The sequence below is a fragment of the Azospirillum oryzae genome, assembly GCF_900177515.1.
Taxonomy (GTDB): Bacteria; Pseudomonadota; Alphaproteobacteria; order Azospirillales; family Azospirillaceae; genus Azospirillum; species Azospirillum oryzae_A.
In genome coordinates, this window is the sequence record NZ_FXAK01000010.1 from 433205 (window position 1) to 449923 (window position 16719).

General features: G+C 70.7%; 18 protein-coding genes and 2 tRNA genes. 8 read left to right on the top strand and 12 right to left on the bottom strand.

What is annotated here, in order from left to right; genetic code table 11:
* The first annotated feature begins 44 nt into the window (after positions 1-44).
* Positions 45-833, top strand: a complete 789-nt coding sequence (locus B9N97_RS33700) for a phytochelatin synthase family protein (RefSeq protein WP_085092171.1) — start codon at positions 45-47, stop codon at positions 831-833.
* 7 nt (positions 834-840) lie between these two features.
* Here the strand turns inward: B9N97_RS33700 and B9N97_RS33705 are convergent, their stop codons facing one another.
* Complete coding sequence (locus B9N97_RS33705; RefSeq protein ID WP_085092172.1) at positions 841-1290, bottom strand: hypothetical protein; 450 nt, start codon at positions 1288-1290, stop codon at positions 841-843.
* Positions 1291-1445: 155 nt separating this feature from the next.
* Between B9N97_RS33705 and B9N97_RS33710 the strand changes: the two genes are divergently transcribed.
* Together B9N97_RS33710 and B9N97_RS33715 are read left to right on the top strand one after the other, a co-directional pair.
* A complete protein-coding gene (locus B9N97_RS33710; protein WP_085092173.1) occupies positions 1446-2012 on the top strand; it encodes a DUF3305 domain-containing protein in 567 nt (188 codons plus the stop codon).
* Positions 2005-2571, top strand: a complete 567-nt coding sequence (locus tag B9N97_RS33715; RefSeq protein ID WP_085092174.1) for a DUF3306 domain-containing protein — start codon at positions 2005-2007, stop codon at positions 2569-2571. Before B9N97_RS33710 ends, B9N97_RS33715 begins: the two co-directional genes overlap by 8 nt.
* A 29-nt stretch (positions 2572-2600) precedes the next feature.
* Here the strand turns inward: B9N97_RS33715 and B9N97_RS33720 are convergent, their stop codons facing one another.
* From B9N97_RS33720 to B9N97_RS33730, 3 genes are all read right to left on the bottom strand, one after another.
* Positions 2601-3347: a glucose 1-dehydrogenase gene (locus B9N97_RS33720; RefSeq protein ID WP_085092175.1), complete on the bottom strand. Its 747-nt coding sequence runs from the start codon at positions 3345-3347 to the stop codon at positions 2601-2603.
* 175 nt (positions 3348-3522) lie between these two features.
* Positions 3523-3599 (bottom strand) — tRNA-Asp (locus B9N97_RS33725).
* Between the two features lie 4 nt (positions 3600-3603).
* A tRNA-Asn gene (locus B9N97_RS33730) sits at positions 3604-3679 on the bottom strand.
* A gap of 218 nt (positions 3680-3897) precedes the next feature.
* On the opposite strand from B9N97_RS33730, the gene B9N97_RS33735 reads away from it, so the two are divergent.
* Positions 3898-4476 (top strand): hypothetical protein, encoded by a 579-nt coding sequence (locus B9N97_RS33735; protein ID WP_244561075.1) that lies wholly within the window; start codon positions 3898-3900, stop codon positions 4474-4476.
* Between the two features lie 21 nt (positions 4477-4497).
* Here the strand turns inward: B9N97_RS33735 and lhpI are convergent, their stop codons facing one another.
* The 4 genes from lhpI to B9N97_RS33755 form a co-directional block, all read right to left on the bottom strand.
* On the bottom strand, positions 4498-5403 hold the full coding sequence (lhpI, locus tag B9N97_RS33740) for a bifunctional Delta(1)-pyrroline-2-carboxylate/Delta(1)-piperideine-2-carboxylate reductase (RefSeq protein WP_085092177.1): 906 nt from the start codon (positions 5401-5403) through the stop codon (positions 4498-4500).
* A 36-nt stretch (positions 5404-5439) separates the two neighbouring features.
* Positions 5440-5823 (bottom strand): dihydroneopterin aldolase, encoded by a 384-nt coding sequence (locus B9N97_RS33745; protein ID WP_085092178.1) that lies wholly within the window; start codon positions 5821-5823, stop codon positions 5440-5442.
* An 88-nt stretch (positions 5824-5911) separates the two neighbouring features.
* Entirely contained in the window at positions 5912-6994 is a 1083-nt protein-coding gene (locus tag B9N97_RS33750; RefSeq protein ID WP_085092179.1) for a site-specific DNA-methyltransferase, read from the bottom strand.
* An 89-nt stretch (positions 6995-7083) separates the two neighbouring features.
* The gene (locus B9N97_RS33755) at positions 7084-7749 is read right to left on the bottom strand and encodes a ribonuclease HII (protein WP_085092180.1); all 666 of its coding nucleotides are present in this window, start codon (positions 7747-7749) and stop codon (positions 7084-7086) included.
* Between the two features lie 187 nt (positions 7750-7936).
* Between B9N97_RS33755 and B9N97_RS33760 the strand changes: the two genes are divergently transcribed.
* Both B9N97_RS33760 and B9N97_RS36870 read left to right on the top strand, forming a co-directional pair.
* The gene (locus B9N97_RS33760) at positions 7937-8434 is read left to right on the top strand and encodes a YchJ family protein (protein WP_085092181.1); all 498 of its coding nucleotides are present in this window, start codon (positions 7937-7939) and stop codon (positions 8432-8434) included.
* 256 nt (positions 8435-8690) lie between these two features.
* The gene (locus B9N97_RS36870) at positions 8691-9296 is read left to right on the top strand and encodes a cold-shock protein (protein WP_085092182.1); all 606 of its coding nucleotides are present in this window, start codon (positions 8691-8693) and stop codon (positions 9294-9296) included.
* A 102-nt stretch (positions 9297-9398) separates the two neighbouring features.
* Here B9N97_RS36870 and B9N97_RS36035 read toward each other — a convergent pair whose 3' ends face one another.
* The 4 genes from B9N97_RS36035 to B9N97_RS33785 all read right to left on the bottom strand — a co-directional run bounded on the left by B9N97_RS36035 (position 9399) and on the right by B9N97_RS33785 (position 14608).
* A complete protein-coding gene (locus B9N97_RS36035; protein ID WP_143266980.1) occupies positions 9399-11231 on the bottom strand; it encodes a PAS domain-containing sensor histidine kinase in 1833 nt (610 codons plus the stop codon).
* Positions 11232-11327: 96 nt separating this feature from the next.
* Positions 11328-13025: an ABC transporter ATP-binding protein gene (locus tag B9N97_RS33775; RefSeq protein WP_085092183.1), complete on the bottom strand. Its 1698-nt coding sequence runs from the start codon at positions 13023-13025 to the stop codon at positions 11328-11330.
* Positions 13022-13825, bottom strand: coding sequence for an ABC transporter permease subunit (locus B9N97_RS33780; RefSeq protein ID WP_085092184.1), 804 nt, complete (start codon positions 13823-13825; stop codon positions 13022-13024). The genes B9N97_RS33775 and B9N97_RS33780 overlap by 4 nt, the downstream gene beginning before the upstream one ends.
* 18 nt (positions 13826-13843) lie before the next feature.
* Positions 13844-14608, bottom strand: a complete 765-nt coding sequence (locus B9N97_RS33785; RefSeq protein WP_085092185.1) for an ABC transporter permease subunit — start codon at positions 14606-14608, stop codon at positions 13844-13846.
* 255 nt (positions 14609-14863) lie between these two features.
* Between B9N97_RS33785 and rpoH the strand changes: the two genes are divergently transcribed.
* Positions 14864-15745 carry an RNA polymerase sigma factor RpoH gene (gene rpoH / locus B9N97_RS33790; RefSeq protein WP_085092186.1) on the top strand — a complete coding sequence of 294 codons (882 nt, stop codon included), beginning with the start codon at positions 14864-14866 and terminating at the stop codon, positions 15743-15745.
* A 111-nt stretch (positions 15746-15856) separates the two neighbouring features.
* On the top strand, positions 15857-16714 hold the full coding sequence (locus B9N97_RS33795) for an urea carboxylase-associated family protein (protein ID WP_085092187.1): 858 nt from the start codon (positions 15857-15859) through the stop codon (positions 16712-16714).
* Positions 16715-16719 lie beyond the last annotated feature (5 nt).

The following is a 16719-nucleotide window of genomic DNA, read 5'->3' on the forward strand; positions in this document are numbered from 1 at the left end:
GGGCGCATCCCCTATCAGACCAGACGGACCGAGACCGTTTTCAGATGACGCAAGCGACGTTGACCGCAGGGGCTTTGGCGAAAATCCTGGGAAGCGGCCTTCTGCTGTGGACCGCCTGCACGGCAACGCCCTTGGCAACGCCCGCCTGGGCGCAGGAGGAGCTGAAGCCGAAGTTCGGCCCGGACGCGATGCCGATCACGCGTTCCAGCGACTATGTCCGCCACGCCCCGGCGCCGGATTACTGGGCGCTCAGCCCCTATTACGTGCCGCAGACGACCGGTGCCTCCTGCTCGCTGGCCAGCGTGACGATGATGCTGAACGCGCTGCGTGGCCTGCCCGCCCTGGCCTCGGACCGGTTGGTGACGGGCAGGCAACTGCTCGACCGGCTGGACGACGACCATTGGCGCGCCGCCACCGCCGACGACGGCGAAGGCGTCTCGTTCGGGGAGCTGGTCGATTATGTCCGCCGCAGCCTTGCCGCCTACGACATCGATGCCGAGGTGGAGGTCTGGCGCCCGCGCGACGCCTCTCCCGCCACGCTGGCCGAGCTGCGCCGCATCCTGGCCGAGAACGAGCGCAGAGCCGACGACATCATCCTGCTGGCCTTCGACCAGGGCACGCTGACCGGGGATGTCGGCGTCGGCCACATCGCTCCGCTGGGCGCCTATGACGCGGCGACGAAGCGCGCGCTGGTGATGGACCCCGACCGCACGTGGTACGTGCCCTATTGGACCAGCGACGCCCGTCTGCTGGACGCCATGTTGAAGCCGGACCGCGCCGATCCGGAGGGCAGCGGCCTGATCCGCGTCCGCAGCCGCCGGGTGTCCGGCTGACCTCTGATTATTTGACTTCCTGGCTGGTCAGGTCCGACGGGTTCTGCGAGCGCGTCGGCTCGTTGGGCTGATCGGGCTCGCTCGCCCACTGGTTGGGACGCGGCACCGGGTTGCCGTTCAGGTCGGGCGGCGCACGGCGCACGGCGGCGAGCGCCTGCTGCAGCTCGCTGCTGCCGGTGGCGGCGGAGCTGGACGCATCGGGCGGCCGGGTGCCCTGCGGCGTCGGTTGAGGATCCTGGCTCTTCTGAACCCCGGCATCGCGCGCGAGGGCGTCGCCGGTGGACTCCTTCGACCCTGACTCGACCGGAGCCGCCCCAGTCTGGTCGGATTGGGGCTGGTCGGATTGGGGCTGCCCGGATTGGGACTGCTGCTGATCCGCCTGTTGCGCGGCGGCGCCGAGCAGCGGCAGGCCGGACAAGAGCCCCGACAGGAGCAGGGCGGCGGCGATCTTGCGCATGGCGCATCCTTCCTTTGGCCTTCGGCCTTTGGGCGACCGTCGGGGGAATCCGTCGGAGCATGGCGCGCGGCGGCACCAATCGGCCTTTGGCGCGTTGTACCGGGGACGGAGTCCGGCTTCGGCCGTCCGGTCCCAGCCCATCAGGAACACCGACAATGCCCAGCGAGTTCCCGTCTTCCCCCACCTCCATCGCCACAGCCCCGGCCTCGCCGCCCGACCGCGCCGAACGGCGCAGCGTCGGCGTGGTGGTGGAGCGGCGGCGCGTCGACAATCCCTGGATCGAGGCGCGCTGGCAGCCGGTGATGCTGGTTCCGGCCGATCCCACCCTGCCGGACTGGAGCGTGCTGGCCGAAGGGCCGGACTGGACGCGCCATTACGCCGGCACCGCCGAGATCGCCCTGTTCCCGACCGAGACGGAGAATTACAAGCACAACCTCGACGGCGGCAGCCCCAGCGCCTACGTCATCCTGCGGCCGGGCGGCCCTGCGCCGGGGATCCGGCTGCTGGCCGTCACCGCTGACCCCGGCGAGATCGACACCCATGCCGAAGCCGGCGACGACGTGATCGAGGCGCTGCCGCTGCCGATTCCGCTGCTGCTGTGGATGGACGGCTTCGTCGCCCGCCACTACGTCGAGCGCCCCTTCCACAAGCGCAAACGCGACCGAGCCGACCCGGAAGCCCTGGCGCTCCGCCGCCGCACCGGAGGGCCGCAGCATGACTGAGCGGATGGAGGAAGAGATCGGCTTCCTCGGCCGCTGGTCACGGCTGAAACGTGAGGCGCGGAAGGATGAACCGGTCGCCGAACCGGCAGTGCCGGAGGCGCCCGCCATGCTGCCGGCGGAAACGGCCGAGGCCGAGGTTGCCGAGGAAGAGGCGCCGGAGCTGCCCTCGCTGGACAGTCTGGATGCCGGCAGCGACTACACCGGCTTTCTCCGCCCCGACGTGCCGGCGGAGCTGCGCCGCCAGGCCTTGAGGAAGGCATGGGCGAGCGACCCGGTCATCGCCGGGTTCCGCGGCTTCGCCGAATATGACTGGGACTACAACGCGCCGGGCTATGGCGCCCTGCTGCCGACCGACGACATTGCCCGCCTGCTGGACGCCGTGCTGCCCGACGAGAAGCGGGAGGAGGTGGAGGAGGTGGTTGAGGAGGAGGTGGTGGCGCAAATGGACGGTTCCACTTGCCCCCACCCCGACCCTCCCCCGCTGGGCGGGGGAGGGGGATTGGTCGCTGAACCGGAAGAGCGGCGGAGTTCCCTCCCCCGCCCAGCGGGGGAGGGTTAGGGTGGGGGTCTAACTTCCTCAAGAAGCGCTCAGATACACCGCCCGCCATCCACCTCCAGGCAGACGCCGGTCAGGAAGTTCCCCTCGTCGGAGCACAGATAGAGCGCCGCGTTGGCGATGTCGCCCGGCGTCGACAGGCGCCCCAGCGGGATGCTGCTGCGGAACTGCTCGCGGCGTTCCGGCGTGTCCTGGCCCATGAAGCGGTGGAGCATGCCGGTCTCGCCGGCCACCGGGGCGATGGCGCAGACGCGGACGTTGTCGGCTGCCAGTTCCGCCGCCATCGACTTGGTCAGGGTGATGACCGCGCCCTTGGAGCCGTTGTACCAGGTCAGGTTGGGCCGGGGCCGCAGCCCGGCGGTCGAGGCGATGTTCAGGATCACGCCGCCGCCCTGGGCGCGGAACACCGGCACGGCGTGGATGGCGCTGTGATAGATCGACTTCACGTTGACGGCATAGATGCGGTCGAAGGTGGCCTCGTCCACGTCCAGCATCGAGCCGTAGCGGTGGGTGTAGCCGGCATTGTTGACCAGGATGTCGAGCCGGCCGAATTCGCCGAGCGCGGCCGAGACGATGGCCTCGTAATCCTCCCCCACCGCGACGTCGGCGCGGACGGCGAGCGCCGTCTCGCCCAGGCTGTCGGCGACGCGGCCGGCGGCCGCCTCGTCCAGGTCGGCGACGATGACGCGGGCTCCTTCGGCGGCGAAGCGGCGGGCGATGCCCTCGCCGAAGCCCGATCCCCCGCCGGTGACGACGGCGACCTTGTCAGACAAACGCATGAGCGGTTCCTCCCCGGCTGTTGCGCGGCCGTTCGGCGCGCAGACTCCGTACAACAGGGAACCGGCGCCATCGGCCGCATCGTGGACGCGGCGAAGAACGCATGATAGCGCGAAGCCGCCCGGTGGGGCAGTCGCCATCATCCGCTACATCGAATTGGGGAGATATAGGAGAGAATGGCGCGAGTGACGGGACTTGAACCCGCGGCCTCCGGCGTGACAGGCCGGCGCTCTAACCAACTGAGCTACACCCGCGCGATGGCTCCCGGTGCTGGACTCGAACCAGCGACAAGCGGATTAACAGTCCGCTGCTCTACCAACTGAGCTAACCGGGAACAGAGGCCCGCCTTATATGGCCGATGATGAATCCTGGCAAGCGGAAAAACGCAGAGCCGCGGATTTTTTCCGGAAAGGACCGGCTTTGCGCTGCCGGCCCGTGACATTGCCGCCGCGACGCACCCCTGGGTTGCCGATGCGCAGGCTTGCTCTTGACAATTCCAGGCTTCTCGGGCTTCTACTCGCCCTCCCCTCCACACCATTGCCGCAGGCCCCGATGTCCGAGGTCGTTCCCTTCGCCGCCGCCCGCGAGGCGCTGCTCGCGCGCCTGACCGAACAGCTGCCGCCCTCGTCGGAATGGGCGGGCCGGCTGATGCTGATGCCGGAGGGACGCCGGGTGGAGCCGATGCCGGCGGCCGAGGCGGTGGAGTCGCTGCGTGCCTTCCGCGCCGGGCTGGGCGAGGCCATCGGCGCCGCCGCCTGCTCGGTCGGCGGGGTATGGGTCGGTCGGGAGGATTGCCTGGACTGGGACGGGCTGCTGGCGCCGCTGGCTGTCGCCGCCGCCTATGTGGTCGGCCGCACCCAGTCGGCGGGCGGTTTCGCCGCCGAGCTGTTCCGTTGCAAGGATGCGCTGGCCGGCTGGGGCGTGCGCGGCCTGCGCGGCGAACCGGCGGTGGCCCGCGCCGCCGGTTATGCGGTGGTGTCGGTCAGCCGCCGCCCGGACGACAACGAGATCGTGCTGGACCGGGTGATGGACACCTTCGCCTTCGTCATGCGCAGCCTGGGCGAGCCGACGGTGGCCGCGGCCGACATGGACCGCCGGCTGGTCAAGCGCGCGGTGCCGCTGCGGCGTTGACGGGGGCGGTGAGGGACGCGGTCAGGCGCCCTGCCCCAGCGCGCAGCGCGCCGCCGCCAAATCCCACGCGGCGCAGCCGACGCTCTTGAACAGGCGCGGGCGGCCCGGCGTGGCGCGGCCGTCCAGCGCATCGACCAGCGACTTGACGGTGCCCCACTCGACCCCGGCCTGGATGAAATCGCCGGCCTCGTGGCGGGCGCCGGCGGGATCGTCGACGAACAGCTCGCTGCCATGGACGGCGGTCGGGCCGAATTCCGCCATCTCCGGCTTGAAGGCGCCGACGCCGACCAGCAGGCGGTCGGGGCGCGGCGTCTCGTCATAGATGGGAGACAGGCTGGTGGTCAGCGCGATCACCACCTCGGCCCCCGGATCGACCGGGCCGCTCATCGGCCGCAACTCCACCCCCTGCCCGTCCTGCCTGGCGCAGAATGCCTTGGCGCTGTCCAGGCTGCGGCTGTGGACGTCGATGCGGATGCCAGGGAAGAGCGATGCCAGCGCCGCGACATGGCCGGCCGACTGGGTGCCGGCGCCGAGCAGTGCGACATGGCGCGGAGCCGGGGCCAGCGTGCGGATGCCCAGCATCGACACGGCGGCGGTGCGGCGCGCGGTGACGGTGGGGCCGTCCAGGATCACCTGCGGCGCGCCGGTCGGCGCGTCGAAGGCGCTGACCACGCCATGGATGGTCGGCAGTCCGCGGGCGCCGTTGCCGGGATTGACGTTGACCAGCTTGTGGATGGCGATGTCCGCCGATGTCGCCGGCATCGACAGCAGCACGCCGCCGTCGGGCAGCGGCAGCACCTGCCGCTCCGGGCTGGTGATGCGCCCGGCGGCATAGTCGCGGGCGGCTGCGGCCACGGCGTCGCACAAGGCGGGGAAAGGAAGGCGGGCGGCGGTCTGTTCGGCGGTGAGGACGGCGAGAGACGACACGGGAGGCGGCTTCCTCTTCTATCGGGTGGGAAACGGTCAGGCGCGGGCGCGCTCGATCTCCACGCCGACGCTGGCGGCGTCGGGGAAGACGTCCAGCTTCTCCACCCGCACCTTGGCCATCGTCACCCGCGCGTCGGCGAGGCAGCGCTCGGCGATGCGTTCGGCCAGCGTCTCCACCAGCGTGACATGGCCCTGGGTGACCACGCCCTTGACGATTGTCGCCATGTCCTCGCCGGTGACGCCGGGGGCGATCACCTCGAGGTCGAGGTTCAGGCGGATGCGCTGGGGCTTCAGCCGTTCATGGGCATAGACGCCGATCAGCGCGTCCATCACCAGATCGCGGACGAAACAACGGGTGGACAGCGCCGCCGGGGCCGAACGCGGCACCGGGGCGGTGACGGTGGCGAAGAGCTTGTTCATGGGCGACAGCCCTAACACGGCGGCGCCACCGCTGCCAAGCCGCCGTCCCCGCCGATTCCCATGCCAGACGGACAGGTCAGGGGCGGACTCAGTGCATCTCCGAGCGGATGCGCTCGCGCAGCACGTCGATCGGGCGCAGATCCTCGCCCTCCTCATAGTGCCAGAAGGTCCAGCCGTTGCAGGCCGGCAGCCCGGCCATGGCGGCACCCACCTGATGGATCGAGCCGCGATGGTCGCCGCGCGGGCCGGAGCCGATCAGCGTGCCGTCGGCGCGCACGCGGGCGGCGACGCGGCGGCGCTGGTCGAACAGGGTCGAACCGGGGCGCAGCAGCCCGCGCTCCACCACCCAGCCGAAGGGAATGCGCGGCGCGCTGCGCTTGGGCGGGGTGTCGAGGATCGCGGCTTCCGGCGCCTCCTCCACCGCGTCGATGCGGGCCTGGGCCGCCTTGACATAGGTGTCGTCGCGCTCCAGCCCGATCCATTTGCGGCCGAGCCGCTTGGCGACCGCGCCGGTGGTGCCGGTGCCGAAGAAGGGATCCAGCACCACATCGCCGGGGCGGGACGAGGACAGGATCACCCGGTACAGCAGCGATTCCGGCTTCTGCGTCGGGTGGGTCTTCTTTCCTTCCTCGTCGCGCAGGCGTTCGCCGCCGCTGCAGATCGGCAGCAGCCAGTCGCTGCGCATCTGAAGATCCTCGTTGAGGTTCTTCATCGCCTCGTAATTGAAGCGATAGCGCGCGTCCTTGTCGCGGGCCGCCCAGATCATCGTCTCATGGGCGTTGGCGAAGCGGGTGCCGCGGAAGTTCGGCATCGGGTTGGTCTTGCGCCAGACGATGTCGTTCAGAATCCAGAAGCCCAGATTCTGCAGCGTGGCGCCGACGCGGAAGATGTTGTGATAGCTGCCGATCACCCACAGCGAGCCTTCCGGCTTCAGGATGCGGCGGGCGGCCGTCATCCAGTCGCGGGTGAAGCGGTCATAGGCTTCGAAATCGTCGAACTTGTCCCATTCGTCATCCACCCCGGCGACGCGGGTATGGTTCGGCCGCAGCAATTCGCCACCCAACTGCAAGTTGTAGGGCGGATCGGCGAAGACGAGATCGACCGAAGCGGGCGGCAGATCGTTCATGAGAGCGATGCAATCGCCGACCAGGATACGGTTTTCAGGGAGCATTTTACGACCGGCAAAGAACTGGGACTCGGCCGGACAATGAGTCGCGGCCGAGTCGCCGTCAACAGCTTTCTTTGCCAAGTGACGGCGGGTCAGCCGCTTAGTGCCTTTTGGCGTTTCACTGGTGCAAAACTGACTCGGTGATGCGGCGTGACACCATGGCGGGTCAGCGCTTCCAGATGCTCGGGTGTTGGATAGCCGGCGTTTCGGTCCCATCCATAGTGTGGATACAGCACCGACAACCGCAACATCTCGCTGTCGCGCGCCACTTTGGCGAGAATAGAGGCGGCGGCGATGGACTGGCTGCGGCTGTCGCCCTTGACGACCGCCACCCGCTCGCACGCGATGTCGGGGGTGAATTTGCCGTCCACCAGCGCCGCGTCGGGCGGAGCGCCGGGCAGCGCCAGATAGGCCCGTTTCATCGCCAGCAGCGTCGCCTTGTGGATGTTCAGCTCGTCGATCTCGGCGGCCGAGGCCTCGGCGATGGCAAAGGCAAGAGCATGCGCCCGGATCGCCGGCTCGATCTCCTCGCGCAGGCGGCGGGTGACCGCCTTGCTGTCGTCGATCTGGGCGGCGATCTCCGGCGGCAGGCCTTCGGGCGCCAAGACCACGGCGGCGGCGACCACCGGGCCGCAAAGCGGGCCGCGCCCGACCTCGTCGATGCCGCAGACGCGGCGGCCGGGGCCGAATCCCGCCTCCAGCGACAGGTCGGGCCGCTGCCGGGGAGCGGCTGCTTTGCGGGGCGCTTTGGCAGGCATCGGCGGGTGGCCTTCCGGGTTGGGACGGGATGGGGCCGCTTGATAGCGGCGGCTGAGTCCGGGCGCAAGGCCGCGCCGATTTGCCTCAACCAAGCACTTGAGAAGCGAAGCGCGGCTGCGCTATGGATGCGCCCCTGATATCCGGACCACGCCAAAACCCGCCACGCCATCACCCGAGAAGCAGGCCATGACCGACACCACCCAGACCGCCGCCGAATGCCCCTGCCGTTCCGGCAAGCCGCTGGACGCCTGCTGCGGACCCTATCTGGCCGGCATGCCCGCCCCGACGGCCGAGGCGCTGATGCGCTCGCGCTATTCGGCCTTCGCCACCGGCAACATCGACTATCTGCACGACACGCTGCTGCCCAGCACCCGCGACGACTTCAACCGTGAAGAGATCGAGACCTGGGCCAAGAACAGCGTGTGGACTGGCGTGGAAATCCGCTCGACCGAGGCCGGCCAGCCCGGCGACAGCGACGGGATCGTGGAGTTCGTCGCGCGGTTCAGCATGAACGGCAAGCCGATGACCCACCACGAGACCAGCCGTTTCACCCACCAGGACGGCCGCTGGTACTATGTGGACGGCCAGCTGGGCGCCCGCCCGCGCAGCGGCCCCAAGGTCGGACGCAACGACCCCTGCCCCTGCGGCAGCGGCAAGAAGTACAAGAAGTGCCACGGCGCGTGATCCTGCACGCCTGACGGTTGGGCCTGAGTCGCGGCTGAATCGTCACGCTGCACCTGCACAATTATGGCGAAATCGCACCCGCCCCGCCTGACCGACAGGCGGCGGCGGTGCTTTTGTTGTGCGCTGACCGGGAAAATGCGCAATCCTGATTGAATTATGGGTCGGAACCGATCATCCTTCGCTCGCCCTGTTCCGGGTCTCCCTTCTTTGGTTCTTGCCGGGATGGGGTTTAACACGACAGATGAGACGATAACTGATGTTCGACCGTCCGCAGCGCTCCTCCTTCCGCGCTCCTGAAATCACCCAGCGCGACATCCGCGCCACCGTCAAGTGGTTCAACGCAACCAAGGGCTTCGGCTTCGTCACCCCCGACGACGGGTCGCCCGACGCTTTCCTGCACTCCACGGTTCTGCAGTTCTGCGGACACGACAGCCTGCCCGAAGGCGCCACCATCACCTGCGACCTGTCGCGCGGCCCGAAGGGCCCGCAGGTTGCCACCATCCACGCGGTCGACACCTCGACCGCCGCTCCGAGCCGTCCGTCGCGCGCCCCGCGCGAGCGTGACAGCTGGGGCAACGACGGCGGCTACGGCGGCGGCAACAGCTACGGCGGCAGCCGCGGCGGCTACGACAGCTACGGCGATTCGGACGGCGGCGAGACCGTCGACGGCACGGTGAAGTGGTTCAACGTGTCGAAGGGCTTCGGCTTCATCGCCCCGTCCACCGGCGGCAAGGACATCTTCGTGCACATCCGTGCGCTGGAGCGGTCGGGCATCAGCGGTCTGGACGACGGTGCGCAGGTCCGCGTCACCATCCGCCAGGGCGCCAAGGGTCCCGAGGCTCAGCGCATCGAGATGGCCTGATCTCTCATCGGTCGTTGTGATGTGAAAAACCCCCGCTCCAACCGGAGCGGGGGTTTTTTCCTTGGGTATTTTCTTGGGTGTGGGCGATGGGCGCGGGCGCGCCTATCCCATCACCCGCTCCGGCGGGAAGCGCAGCCGCACCGTGGTGCCGCGTCCCGGCGCGCTGTCGACGGCGATGCCGCCGCCATGCAGGTCCACCAGCGCGGCGGTCAGCGGAAGGCCGAGGCCGGAGCCGTGCTGCGTCGCGGTCATGCGGTCGCGGGTCGGGTCATGGATCTGGGCGAAGGCGGTCAGCGCCTGCGGGATGCGCTCCGGCGGCATGCCGCGGCCGTCGTCGGAAACCGCCAGGACCAGGCCGCCGTCCGTGTCGCGCTCCGCCGACACCGTCACGTGGCCACCGGGATCGGTGAATTTCAGGGCATTGCCGACGAGGTTGGTCAGCATCTGCCGGACCAGCGACGGATCGGCCCACAGCACCGGCAGGTCGGCCGGCAGGCTGGCGGAGAGTGTCACACCCGCCTGATCGGCCCGTGCCGCCATCATCGACAGGGTGGCATCGACGATCAGGGCGGGCGGGCAATCCTCCTCATGCAGCTCCAGCCGCCCGGCCTCGATGCGGGCGAGGTCGAGCAGGTTGTTGATCAGCTCCAGCATATACTCGCCGGCCGCGACGATCTGCGCCGCCGCCTCGCCATAGCGCGGGCTGCCCGGCGGTCCCAGCAGCTGGTCGCGCAGGATCTCGGCAAAACCCATCACCGCAGTCAACGGCGTGCGCAGCTCGTGGCTCAGGTGATGGACATAGTCGGACTTGCGGCGGTTGGCGGCGGCCAGCTCCAGCGCCCGCGCCTTCAGGTCGGTGATGTCGGTGCGCAGGCCGACGGTCCCGCCGTCGGAGGTCCGCCGTTCCTCGATCCGCAGCCAGCGGCCGTCGGCCAGTTGCACCTCCATCGGCGGGCCGCCATGGCGGTGCAGGGCCAGCCGATGGGCCATCCACTCCTCCGCCCGCTCCGGCGGGACCCGGTAGAGGCCGCGCCGCATCCCGTCGCGCAGCAAACTCTCGAACGGCGTGCCCGGCTGCGCCAGATCGGGGTCGGAGATCTTCAGGTCGCGGTAGCGCCGGTTGAACAGCACCAGCCGGTCGTCGGCGTCATAGAGGACGAAGCCCTCGCCGATGCTGTCGATCGCGTCCAGCAGCAGCCGGTGTGCCCGTTCCGCCCGTTGCTCCGCCCGTGCCCGGCCGGTGATGTTGCGCAGGATGCAGAGGATGCGGTCGCCGTCGTCGGAAAGGGCGACCAGCCGGGCCTCGAACACCGCGTCGCCCTCTCCGCCGGCTTCGCCGCCGGTTGCCCCATTGACGGGAAGGCGGATGTGGACGCTGGCGGTGAGGGCGCCCACCGTCACCCGTTCCAGCGCCTTCATCAGCGGTCCGGCGGCGGCCTTGGGCAGCACATCCTGGATGCGGCCTTTCAGGAACTTCTGGGCCGGGATGCCGAGGTCGGCGGGGCTGCCGGCGGCGAAGTCCAGGATGCTGCCGTCGCGCCGCAGCTCGAACCGCAGATCGGGATAGGCGTATGACAGGGCGACCAGCTGTTCGTTCAGCCGCGCCACCTCCTGCCGGGCGGCAAGATCGGCCGGCGCCTCCACCAGCACGAGATCGGTCCCCGGAACCGGGCCGATGCGGACGGTCAGCGACAGCGTTTCACCGACGGTGCCGCGGATGGTCGCGGCGCGCTCGGTGGCCACCGCCGGCGCCGGCCCGGCGGGCGACAGGCACAGAGTTCCGCCCACGGACTCAGGGTCGAGCAGCCTTCGGGCCGCCCGGTTCATCCAGACCACGCCGCCATCCTCCGCCCGCACCAGCCACAGCGGCGTGGCAAGGCCGGTCAACAGAGTCAGGTCCGGCAAGGCGGGCTTCGTGGCGGACAGGGACGGCATCGGCTCCCCGGCGGCAGGCGTTCCGGACAGGTTCTGTCACGTCCTGGAAAGGTAGCACGATGGCATGAAAACAGCCAGCCGTTGAGGTCCGGCCGCTCACTCGTCCGCAGGCGTGTCCCAATAATGGCAGGCGACGTGATGGCCGGGCGCCACCTCCTCCAATGCCGGCACCGCCTGGGCGCAGAACTCCCGCGCCAGGGGGCAGCGGCGGCGCAGCGGGCAGCCGGTCGGTTGGCCGAAGGCGGACGGTGCATCACCCTCCAGCGCCGGGCGCTCGCCACGGGACGCCGCCAACATCGCGCGGCTGTAGGGATGCAGCGGCGCGGTGCGCAGGGTCTCGGCGTCGGCGCTCTCCACCACCCGGCCGGCCAGCATCACGATGCCGCGATGGGCGTCGCGCAGCCCCTCGTCATAGCGGTCGGTCGCCAGCACCAGCGACAGGCGGCGGCGGTCGCGCACCGCCATCAGCGTGTCGAGGAAGGTCTCGCGCTCCTCCGCCGACAGGCTGGCGGCCGGTTCATCGGCGATCAGCACCCGCGGCTCCGGCAGGATGGCACGGGCGAGGCCGGCATGGGCGGCCTCCGCCACCGTCAGTGCTGAGGGCCAACGCAGTGCCGCCTCGGGGCGCAGCCCGGCCTCTTCCAGCGCCTCGTCGATGCGGTGGTCGCGGCGGTCGGCGGCGATGTCGGGGCGCAGGCTCGCCAGCGCGAGGTCGAACTGGGCACCGATGGTCATGGCCGGGTCGAAGGAGGCGGCCGGGTCCGGGAACAGCGGCTGCAGGTCGCGGCGGGCGCGGCGCAGCCCAACATGATCGGGCCCACTGCTGTCGGGGTCCTCCCCCGCGGCCGGCGGTGCCGAGGCGGCCATCAGGTCGCGGCCCATCCACACCACCGCCCCTGCCGTCGGCGGCGGCAGGCAGAGCAGCGCGCGGGCCAGCGTCGCCTTGGCGCTGCCGGTCTCGCCCAGCAGGGCCAGCGTCTCCCCGGTCCGCAGGTCCAGGTCGACGCCATGCAGGACGGCCAGCGTCCGCGGCTCCCCCTTGGGGCCGGGGGAGAGAGGATAGGACATGCCGACGCCGCGGGCATGCAGGCGGGCGGTGCCCGGCGGCTCCAGCGGCGTCAGCGGGGCGGTGCGCGTCGGTCTGGGCGGCAGCAGACGGCCGCGGCGGAGCGCAAGCACATGGTCGGCGGGACCGGCCATCCCTTCCTCCGGCCGGCCTGCGAGGATCAGCGCCACACCGTCGGCCCGCGCCCAGTCGGCCAGCCGGTGGAGAAGCCGCAGCCGCACCGTCGGGTCCAGCCCGGCGGCCGGGGCGTCGGCCAGCAGCACCGCCGGCCCCACCGCCACCGCCATGGCGAACAGGCAGGCCCAGCGCAGGGAGTCCGGCAGCTGTTCCGGCGGCAGGTCGAACCGGCGGGCGGCGGCGGGCACGCCCATGCGGTCCAGCCCGTCGGCGGTCCGGCGCAGCGCCGACCGCAGATCCAGCCCGAGATGATGGCCGACCACCTCCGCCACCTGCAGGGCCAGCGGCCGGCGCGGCGCCAGCCGGCCGCCCTGTGCAATCAGCAGATGCCCCTCGACGCGGATTCCGCCGGCCACGTCGACCCCGGCCGGAGGCTGGCCGGCGAGCGCAGCCAGCAGGGCGGTCTTGCCGCTGCCGGCCCCGCCGGTGACGGCCAGCACCTCCCCCCGTTCCAACCGCAGGCTCGCACGGTCGAGCAGGACGCGGTCGCCCAGCATCAGGGTCAGCGCCTCGGTCTCCACCGGCGCGGGCTTTGCGGAGATGTGGTTCATGATTTCCGGCCGTTCATGGCCTGCATGCCGTCGGCGATGGCGCAGGCGGCCCAGAGGGCGAGCGACAGCAGCAGGGCCGGCGGGGCGAAGGCCACCGGGTCGCCCAACCGCGCCGCCAGCCCGACCGAGGCGCCCCAACTGCCCAAGGCCGGCGGCAGGCCGAGACCGAGCAGGCTGGCGAAACTCTCCGCCGCCAGAACGCGCGGCAGGGCCAGCGTTCCAGCGGCCAGCAGCGGGCGCGTCAGGTTGGGGATCAGGTGCCGGCGCAGCACCTCTCCCTCCGGCAGGCCGGCGGCGCGGGCGGCGGTCAGGAACTCCGCCCGCAACAGCGCCGACAGTTCGGCATGGGCGAGGGCGGCGACCGCCGGGGCCGCGGTCAGCGCGGTGACCAGCGCCAGCAGCCAGACCTTCCCCATCAGCCCGCCGGCCAGCGGAACCAGCAGGGCGAGCGGCCAGCCGGCCATGCGATGGGCGGCGGCGATGAGGCGCCGCTCCACCCGGTTGCCGACCAGATTGCCGAGAACCCCGGCCAGCAGCGCCCAGCCGATGCCCAGCGCCCCGCCCAGCACCGCCGCCAGCAGCGCGAAGGACAGGCTGCCTCGCCCGTCGAACAGCGCCGCGGCGACCGGGTCGGCGTCCAGCCGGTGAACCGCACTGCCGTCGGCCATCAGCGGCGCCGCTGCGCAGGCGAGCGCCAGGCCGGCAAGCACGGCGGCCCCGGACAACTGCCGGGCGAAGCCGGCGCGCGGCGGCTCCGGCGGCACCGGGTGGGAAAGCGGCGATTGGTCGAATTCGGCCATCAGGGTCCTTCGCGGCGGTCACGCCCCCTCATAGGGCGTGGAGCTGTGGTTGGCCGGGTCGATCCAGTCGCGCACCCCAAGGCCCAGCGCGTTCAGCAATGCGGTCAGACCGCCCAGCGCCAGCAGGGCCGGCACCGCCCCGGCGGCCGAGCCGGCACGGGCGGCGTCGATCATCAGCACCCCGGCCCCCGGCAGGTCCAGCAGGCTTTCCAGCGCCACTGCCCCGACCATCGCCGCCAGCACCGCGGCGCGCAGGCCGCCCATCACCGGGGCGACCGCCTGAGGCAGGGCGTGGTGACGCAGCACGGTACGCTCGTCCAGCCCCAGCCCGCGCGCCATGCGCACCGCCCCGCCCTCCGGCCCGGAGCCCAGGGCACGGCCCATCGCCGGGCGCGCCAGCCGGGCGGCTTGGCAGGCTGCGGGAATCGACAGGGCGGTCCAGGCCAGCGGCGCCGCCGACGCCCCGGCCCGCACCGCGAGTGCCGCGACCGCGGCCAGCAGGAAACCCGGCAGCAGCGGTCCGGCTCCAGCCAGCAGCCGTCCGACCAGCCCGCCGGCCGACCGCGGCGCCACCGCCGCCCAGGATCCGGCCAGCGTGCCCAGCGCGGTGCCGACCGCCAGCGACGGCAGGATGAGCAGAAGCGTGACCACCAGCCCGCGCAGCAGGGCCATGGCGGCATCCGGCTGCGGCGCCACCAGCGCCGACAGCCCCACCCCCGCCGCCATCGGCAGGATGGCGGTCGGCACGGCATCGATCAGGCGGCGGATCACGGGGCGCGGCATCTGGGCAAAGTGACCGGACTGGGAATTTCTCGTAGGGTGCGACACATGCGACCGTAAGCGCCCCACCCCCGCCGGGCAACAGAATAAGCGCTGGCCGGCGCCCCCCGGTTCCGGAGCCGTGCCCCTATACCCGACCGCCACGCTTGACTTTCAGCACCGATTTTGTACTATATCCATGCCTGCTCCGCCGGAGAGGCCTGGGCCTGCCATCTGGGGGCCTTGCACCCGTCATATCGCTTTGCACGAGGATGTGACATGAGCACCGCCATTGCCCTCCGTTCGCCCGATTCCGGCGAATCGCTGTCCCGCTACATCAACGACACGCATCGTTACCCGGTCCTGCCGGCCGAGGACGAATACATGCTGGCCAAGGCCTGGACCGAGCATGGCGATGTCGATGCGGCGCACAAGCTGGTCACCAGCCATCTCCGTCTCGTCGTCAAGATCGCCGGCGGCTATCGCGGCTACGGCCTGCCGCTGTCCGACCTGATCGCCGAGGGCAATCTCGGCCTGATGACCGCCGTCAAGAAATTCGAACCGGAACGCGGCTTCCGCCTGTCCACCTACGCGATGTGGTGGATCAAGGCCTCGATCCAGGATTACATCCTGCGGTCCTGGAGCCTCGTGAAGATCGGCACCACCGCCGCCCAGAAGAAGCTGTTCTTCAGCCTGGGCCGCCTGAAGCGGAAGCTGGGCGAGTACGGCAGCGGCGACCTGCAGCCCGACAGCGTCACCAGCATCGCCAACGACCTGTCGGTGCCGGAAGAAGACGTGGTCGCCATGAACCGCCGCCTGTCGGCGCCGGTGGCCTCGCTGAACGCGCCGATGAGCGCAGACGGCGATTCCGGCGAATGGCAGGACCTGCTGGCCGACGAGCGTCCCTCGGTGGAGGAGTCGCTGGTCGAACGTGGCGAGGCCCGGCAGCGCAGCGCCCTGCTGCACGAGGCGATGGGCGTTCTGAACGACCGCGAGCGCGACATCCTGACCAGCCGCCGCTTGTCCGACAGCCCGCTGACCCTGGAAGACCTGTCGGTCCGCTACGGCGTCAGCCGTGAGCGCATCCGCCAGATCGAGGAAAAGGCCTTCGAAAAGGTCGCCCGCCAGACCCGCGTCCTGGCCGCCGCCGTCGCGGCCTGACGGCACCCTTGTTGACAACTGTTGCGTACCCTGCGGCTCCCTCGTCATGATCGCGGTCCGGTTTGAAAAGACCGGACCATTCCGCCCGCCGATCATCCTGAGGAGTCCGCGATGCCCAGCTATCCCGCCGCCTATCAGGCCAGCAAAGGCTCGGCGCTCGACGTCGACCGCGCCTTCTACGGGCGTATCGGGTCGGAGACGGGCGGGCGGGAGCTGGTGGAGCAGTTCATTGTGCCGATCCGCTCCGGCCGCGCCTGGACCGTGCCGGCCGGCCATGTCTTCCGCATCGTCACCATCGAGGGGCCGCAGGTCGCCGACCTCAACATCTGGAACCGCCACAACCCGCGCGAACGGTTCTGGGCCTCGCGCACGCGGCAACTCCAGCAGGCGCATGTCAGCATTTTCGACCGGCTGTGGTCGACGCTGCCCTATCTGCGGCCGCTGGCGACGATCACCCACGACACGCTGGCCGATTACGGCATCGACGAGTATGGCGGCCGGGTCCACGACCTGCTGGGCACCCGCTGCGATCCCTATGTCAACCGCATGCTGACGGGCGAGGATTTCCACCACCACTGCCATTCCAACCTGACCCGCGCCGTCGCCCCCTATGGCCTGACCGAATTCGACGTACATGACGTGCTGAACGTCTTCCAGGTCACCGGGCTGAACGCCGAGGACAAGTATTTCATGAAGGCCTGCCCGGCCAAGAAGGGCGATTTCCTGGAGTTCTTCGCCGAGATCGACCTGCTCTGCGCCCTGTCGACCTGCCCCGGCGGCGACCTCAGCGTGCCGCTGTGGGGCCCCGACGCCCGCGACCCGCTGGAGGTCTGCCGCCCGCTGGGCGTCGAGGTCTACCGGCTGGACCCGGCGCAGCTGGCGGGCTGGTCGTCGCCGGAGGTCGCGGCCTATCGCGGCAACCACGGTATGACCCTGCCGACACCGTCCTGGGAGAAGGACCCGGCTTGAAGGCC

Coding starts and splice junctions, on each gene's coding strand:
- B9N97_RS33775 (WP_085092183.1), bottom strand. CDS start 13,025: ATGAACCACATCTCCGCAAAGCCCGCGCCGGTGGAGACCGAGGCGCTG.
- B9N97_RS33760 (WP_085092181.1), top strand. CDS start 7,937: ATGACCGACACCACCCAGACCGCCGCCGAATGCCCCTGCCGTTCCGGC.
- B9N97_RS33780 (WP_085092184.1), bottom strand. CDS start 13,825: ATGGCCGAATTCGACCAATCGCCGCTTTCCCACCCGGTGCCGCCGGAG.
- B9N97_RS36870 (WP_085092182.1), top strand. CDS start 8,691: ATGTTCGACCGTCCGCAGCGCTCCTCCTTCCGCGCTCCTGAAATCACC.
- B9N97_RS33720 (WP_085092175.1), bottom strand. CDS start 3,347: ATGCGTTTGTCTGACAAGGTCGCCGTCGTCACCGGCGGGGGATCGGGC.
- B9N97_RS33755 (WP_085092180.1), bottom strand. CDS start 7,749: ATGCCTGCCAAAGCGCCCCGCAAAGCAGCCGCTCCCCGGCAGCGGCCC.
- B9N97_RS33735 (WP_244561075.1), top strand. CDS start 3,898: ATGTCCGAGGTCGTTCCCTTCGCCGCCGCCCGCGAGGCGCTGCTCGCG.
- B9N97_RS36035 (WP_143266980.1), bottom strand. CDS start 11,231: ATGCCGTCCCTGTCCGCCACGAAGCCCGCCTTGCCGGACCTGACTCTG.
- B9N97_RS33705 (WP_085092172.1), bottom strand. CDS start 1,290: ATGCGCAAGATCGCCGCCGCCCTGCTCCTGTCGGGGCTCTTGTCCGGC.
- B9N97_RS33785 (WP_085092185.1), bottom strand. CDS start 14,608: ATGCCGCGCCCCGTGATCCGCCGCCTGATCGATGCCGTGCCGACCGCC.
- B9N97_RS33750 (WP_085092179.1), bottom strand. CDS start 6,994: ATGCTCCCTGAAAACCGTATCCTGGTCGGCGATTGCATCGCTCTCATG.
- B9N97_RS33710 (WP_085092173.1), top strand. CDS start 1,446: ATGCCCAGCGAGTTCCCGTCTTCCCCCACCTCCATCGCCACAGCCCCG.
- B9N97_RS33795 (WP_085092187.1), top strand. CDS start 15,857: ATGCCCAGCTATCCCGCCGCCTATCAGGCCAGCAAAGGCTCGGCGCTC.
- B9N97_RS33715 (WP_085092174.1), top strand. CDS start 2,005: ATGACTGAGCGGATGGAGGAAGAGATCGGCTTCCTCGGCCGCTGGTCA.
- B9N97_RS33745 (WP_085092178.1), bottom strand. CDS start 5,823: ATGAACAAGCTCTTCGCCACCGTCACCGCCCCGGTGCCGCGTTCGGCC.
- B9N97_RS33700 (WP_085092171.1), top strand. CDS start 45: ATGACGCAAGCGACGTTGACCGCAGGGGCTTTGGCGAAAATCCTGGGA.
- rpoH (WP_085092186.1), top strand. CDS start 14,864: ATGAGCACCGCCATTGCCCTCCGTTCGCCCGATTCCGGCGAATCGCTG.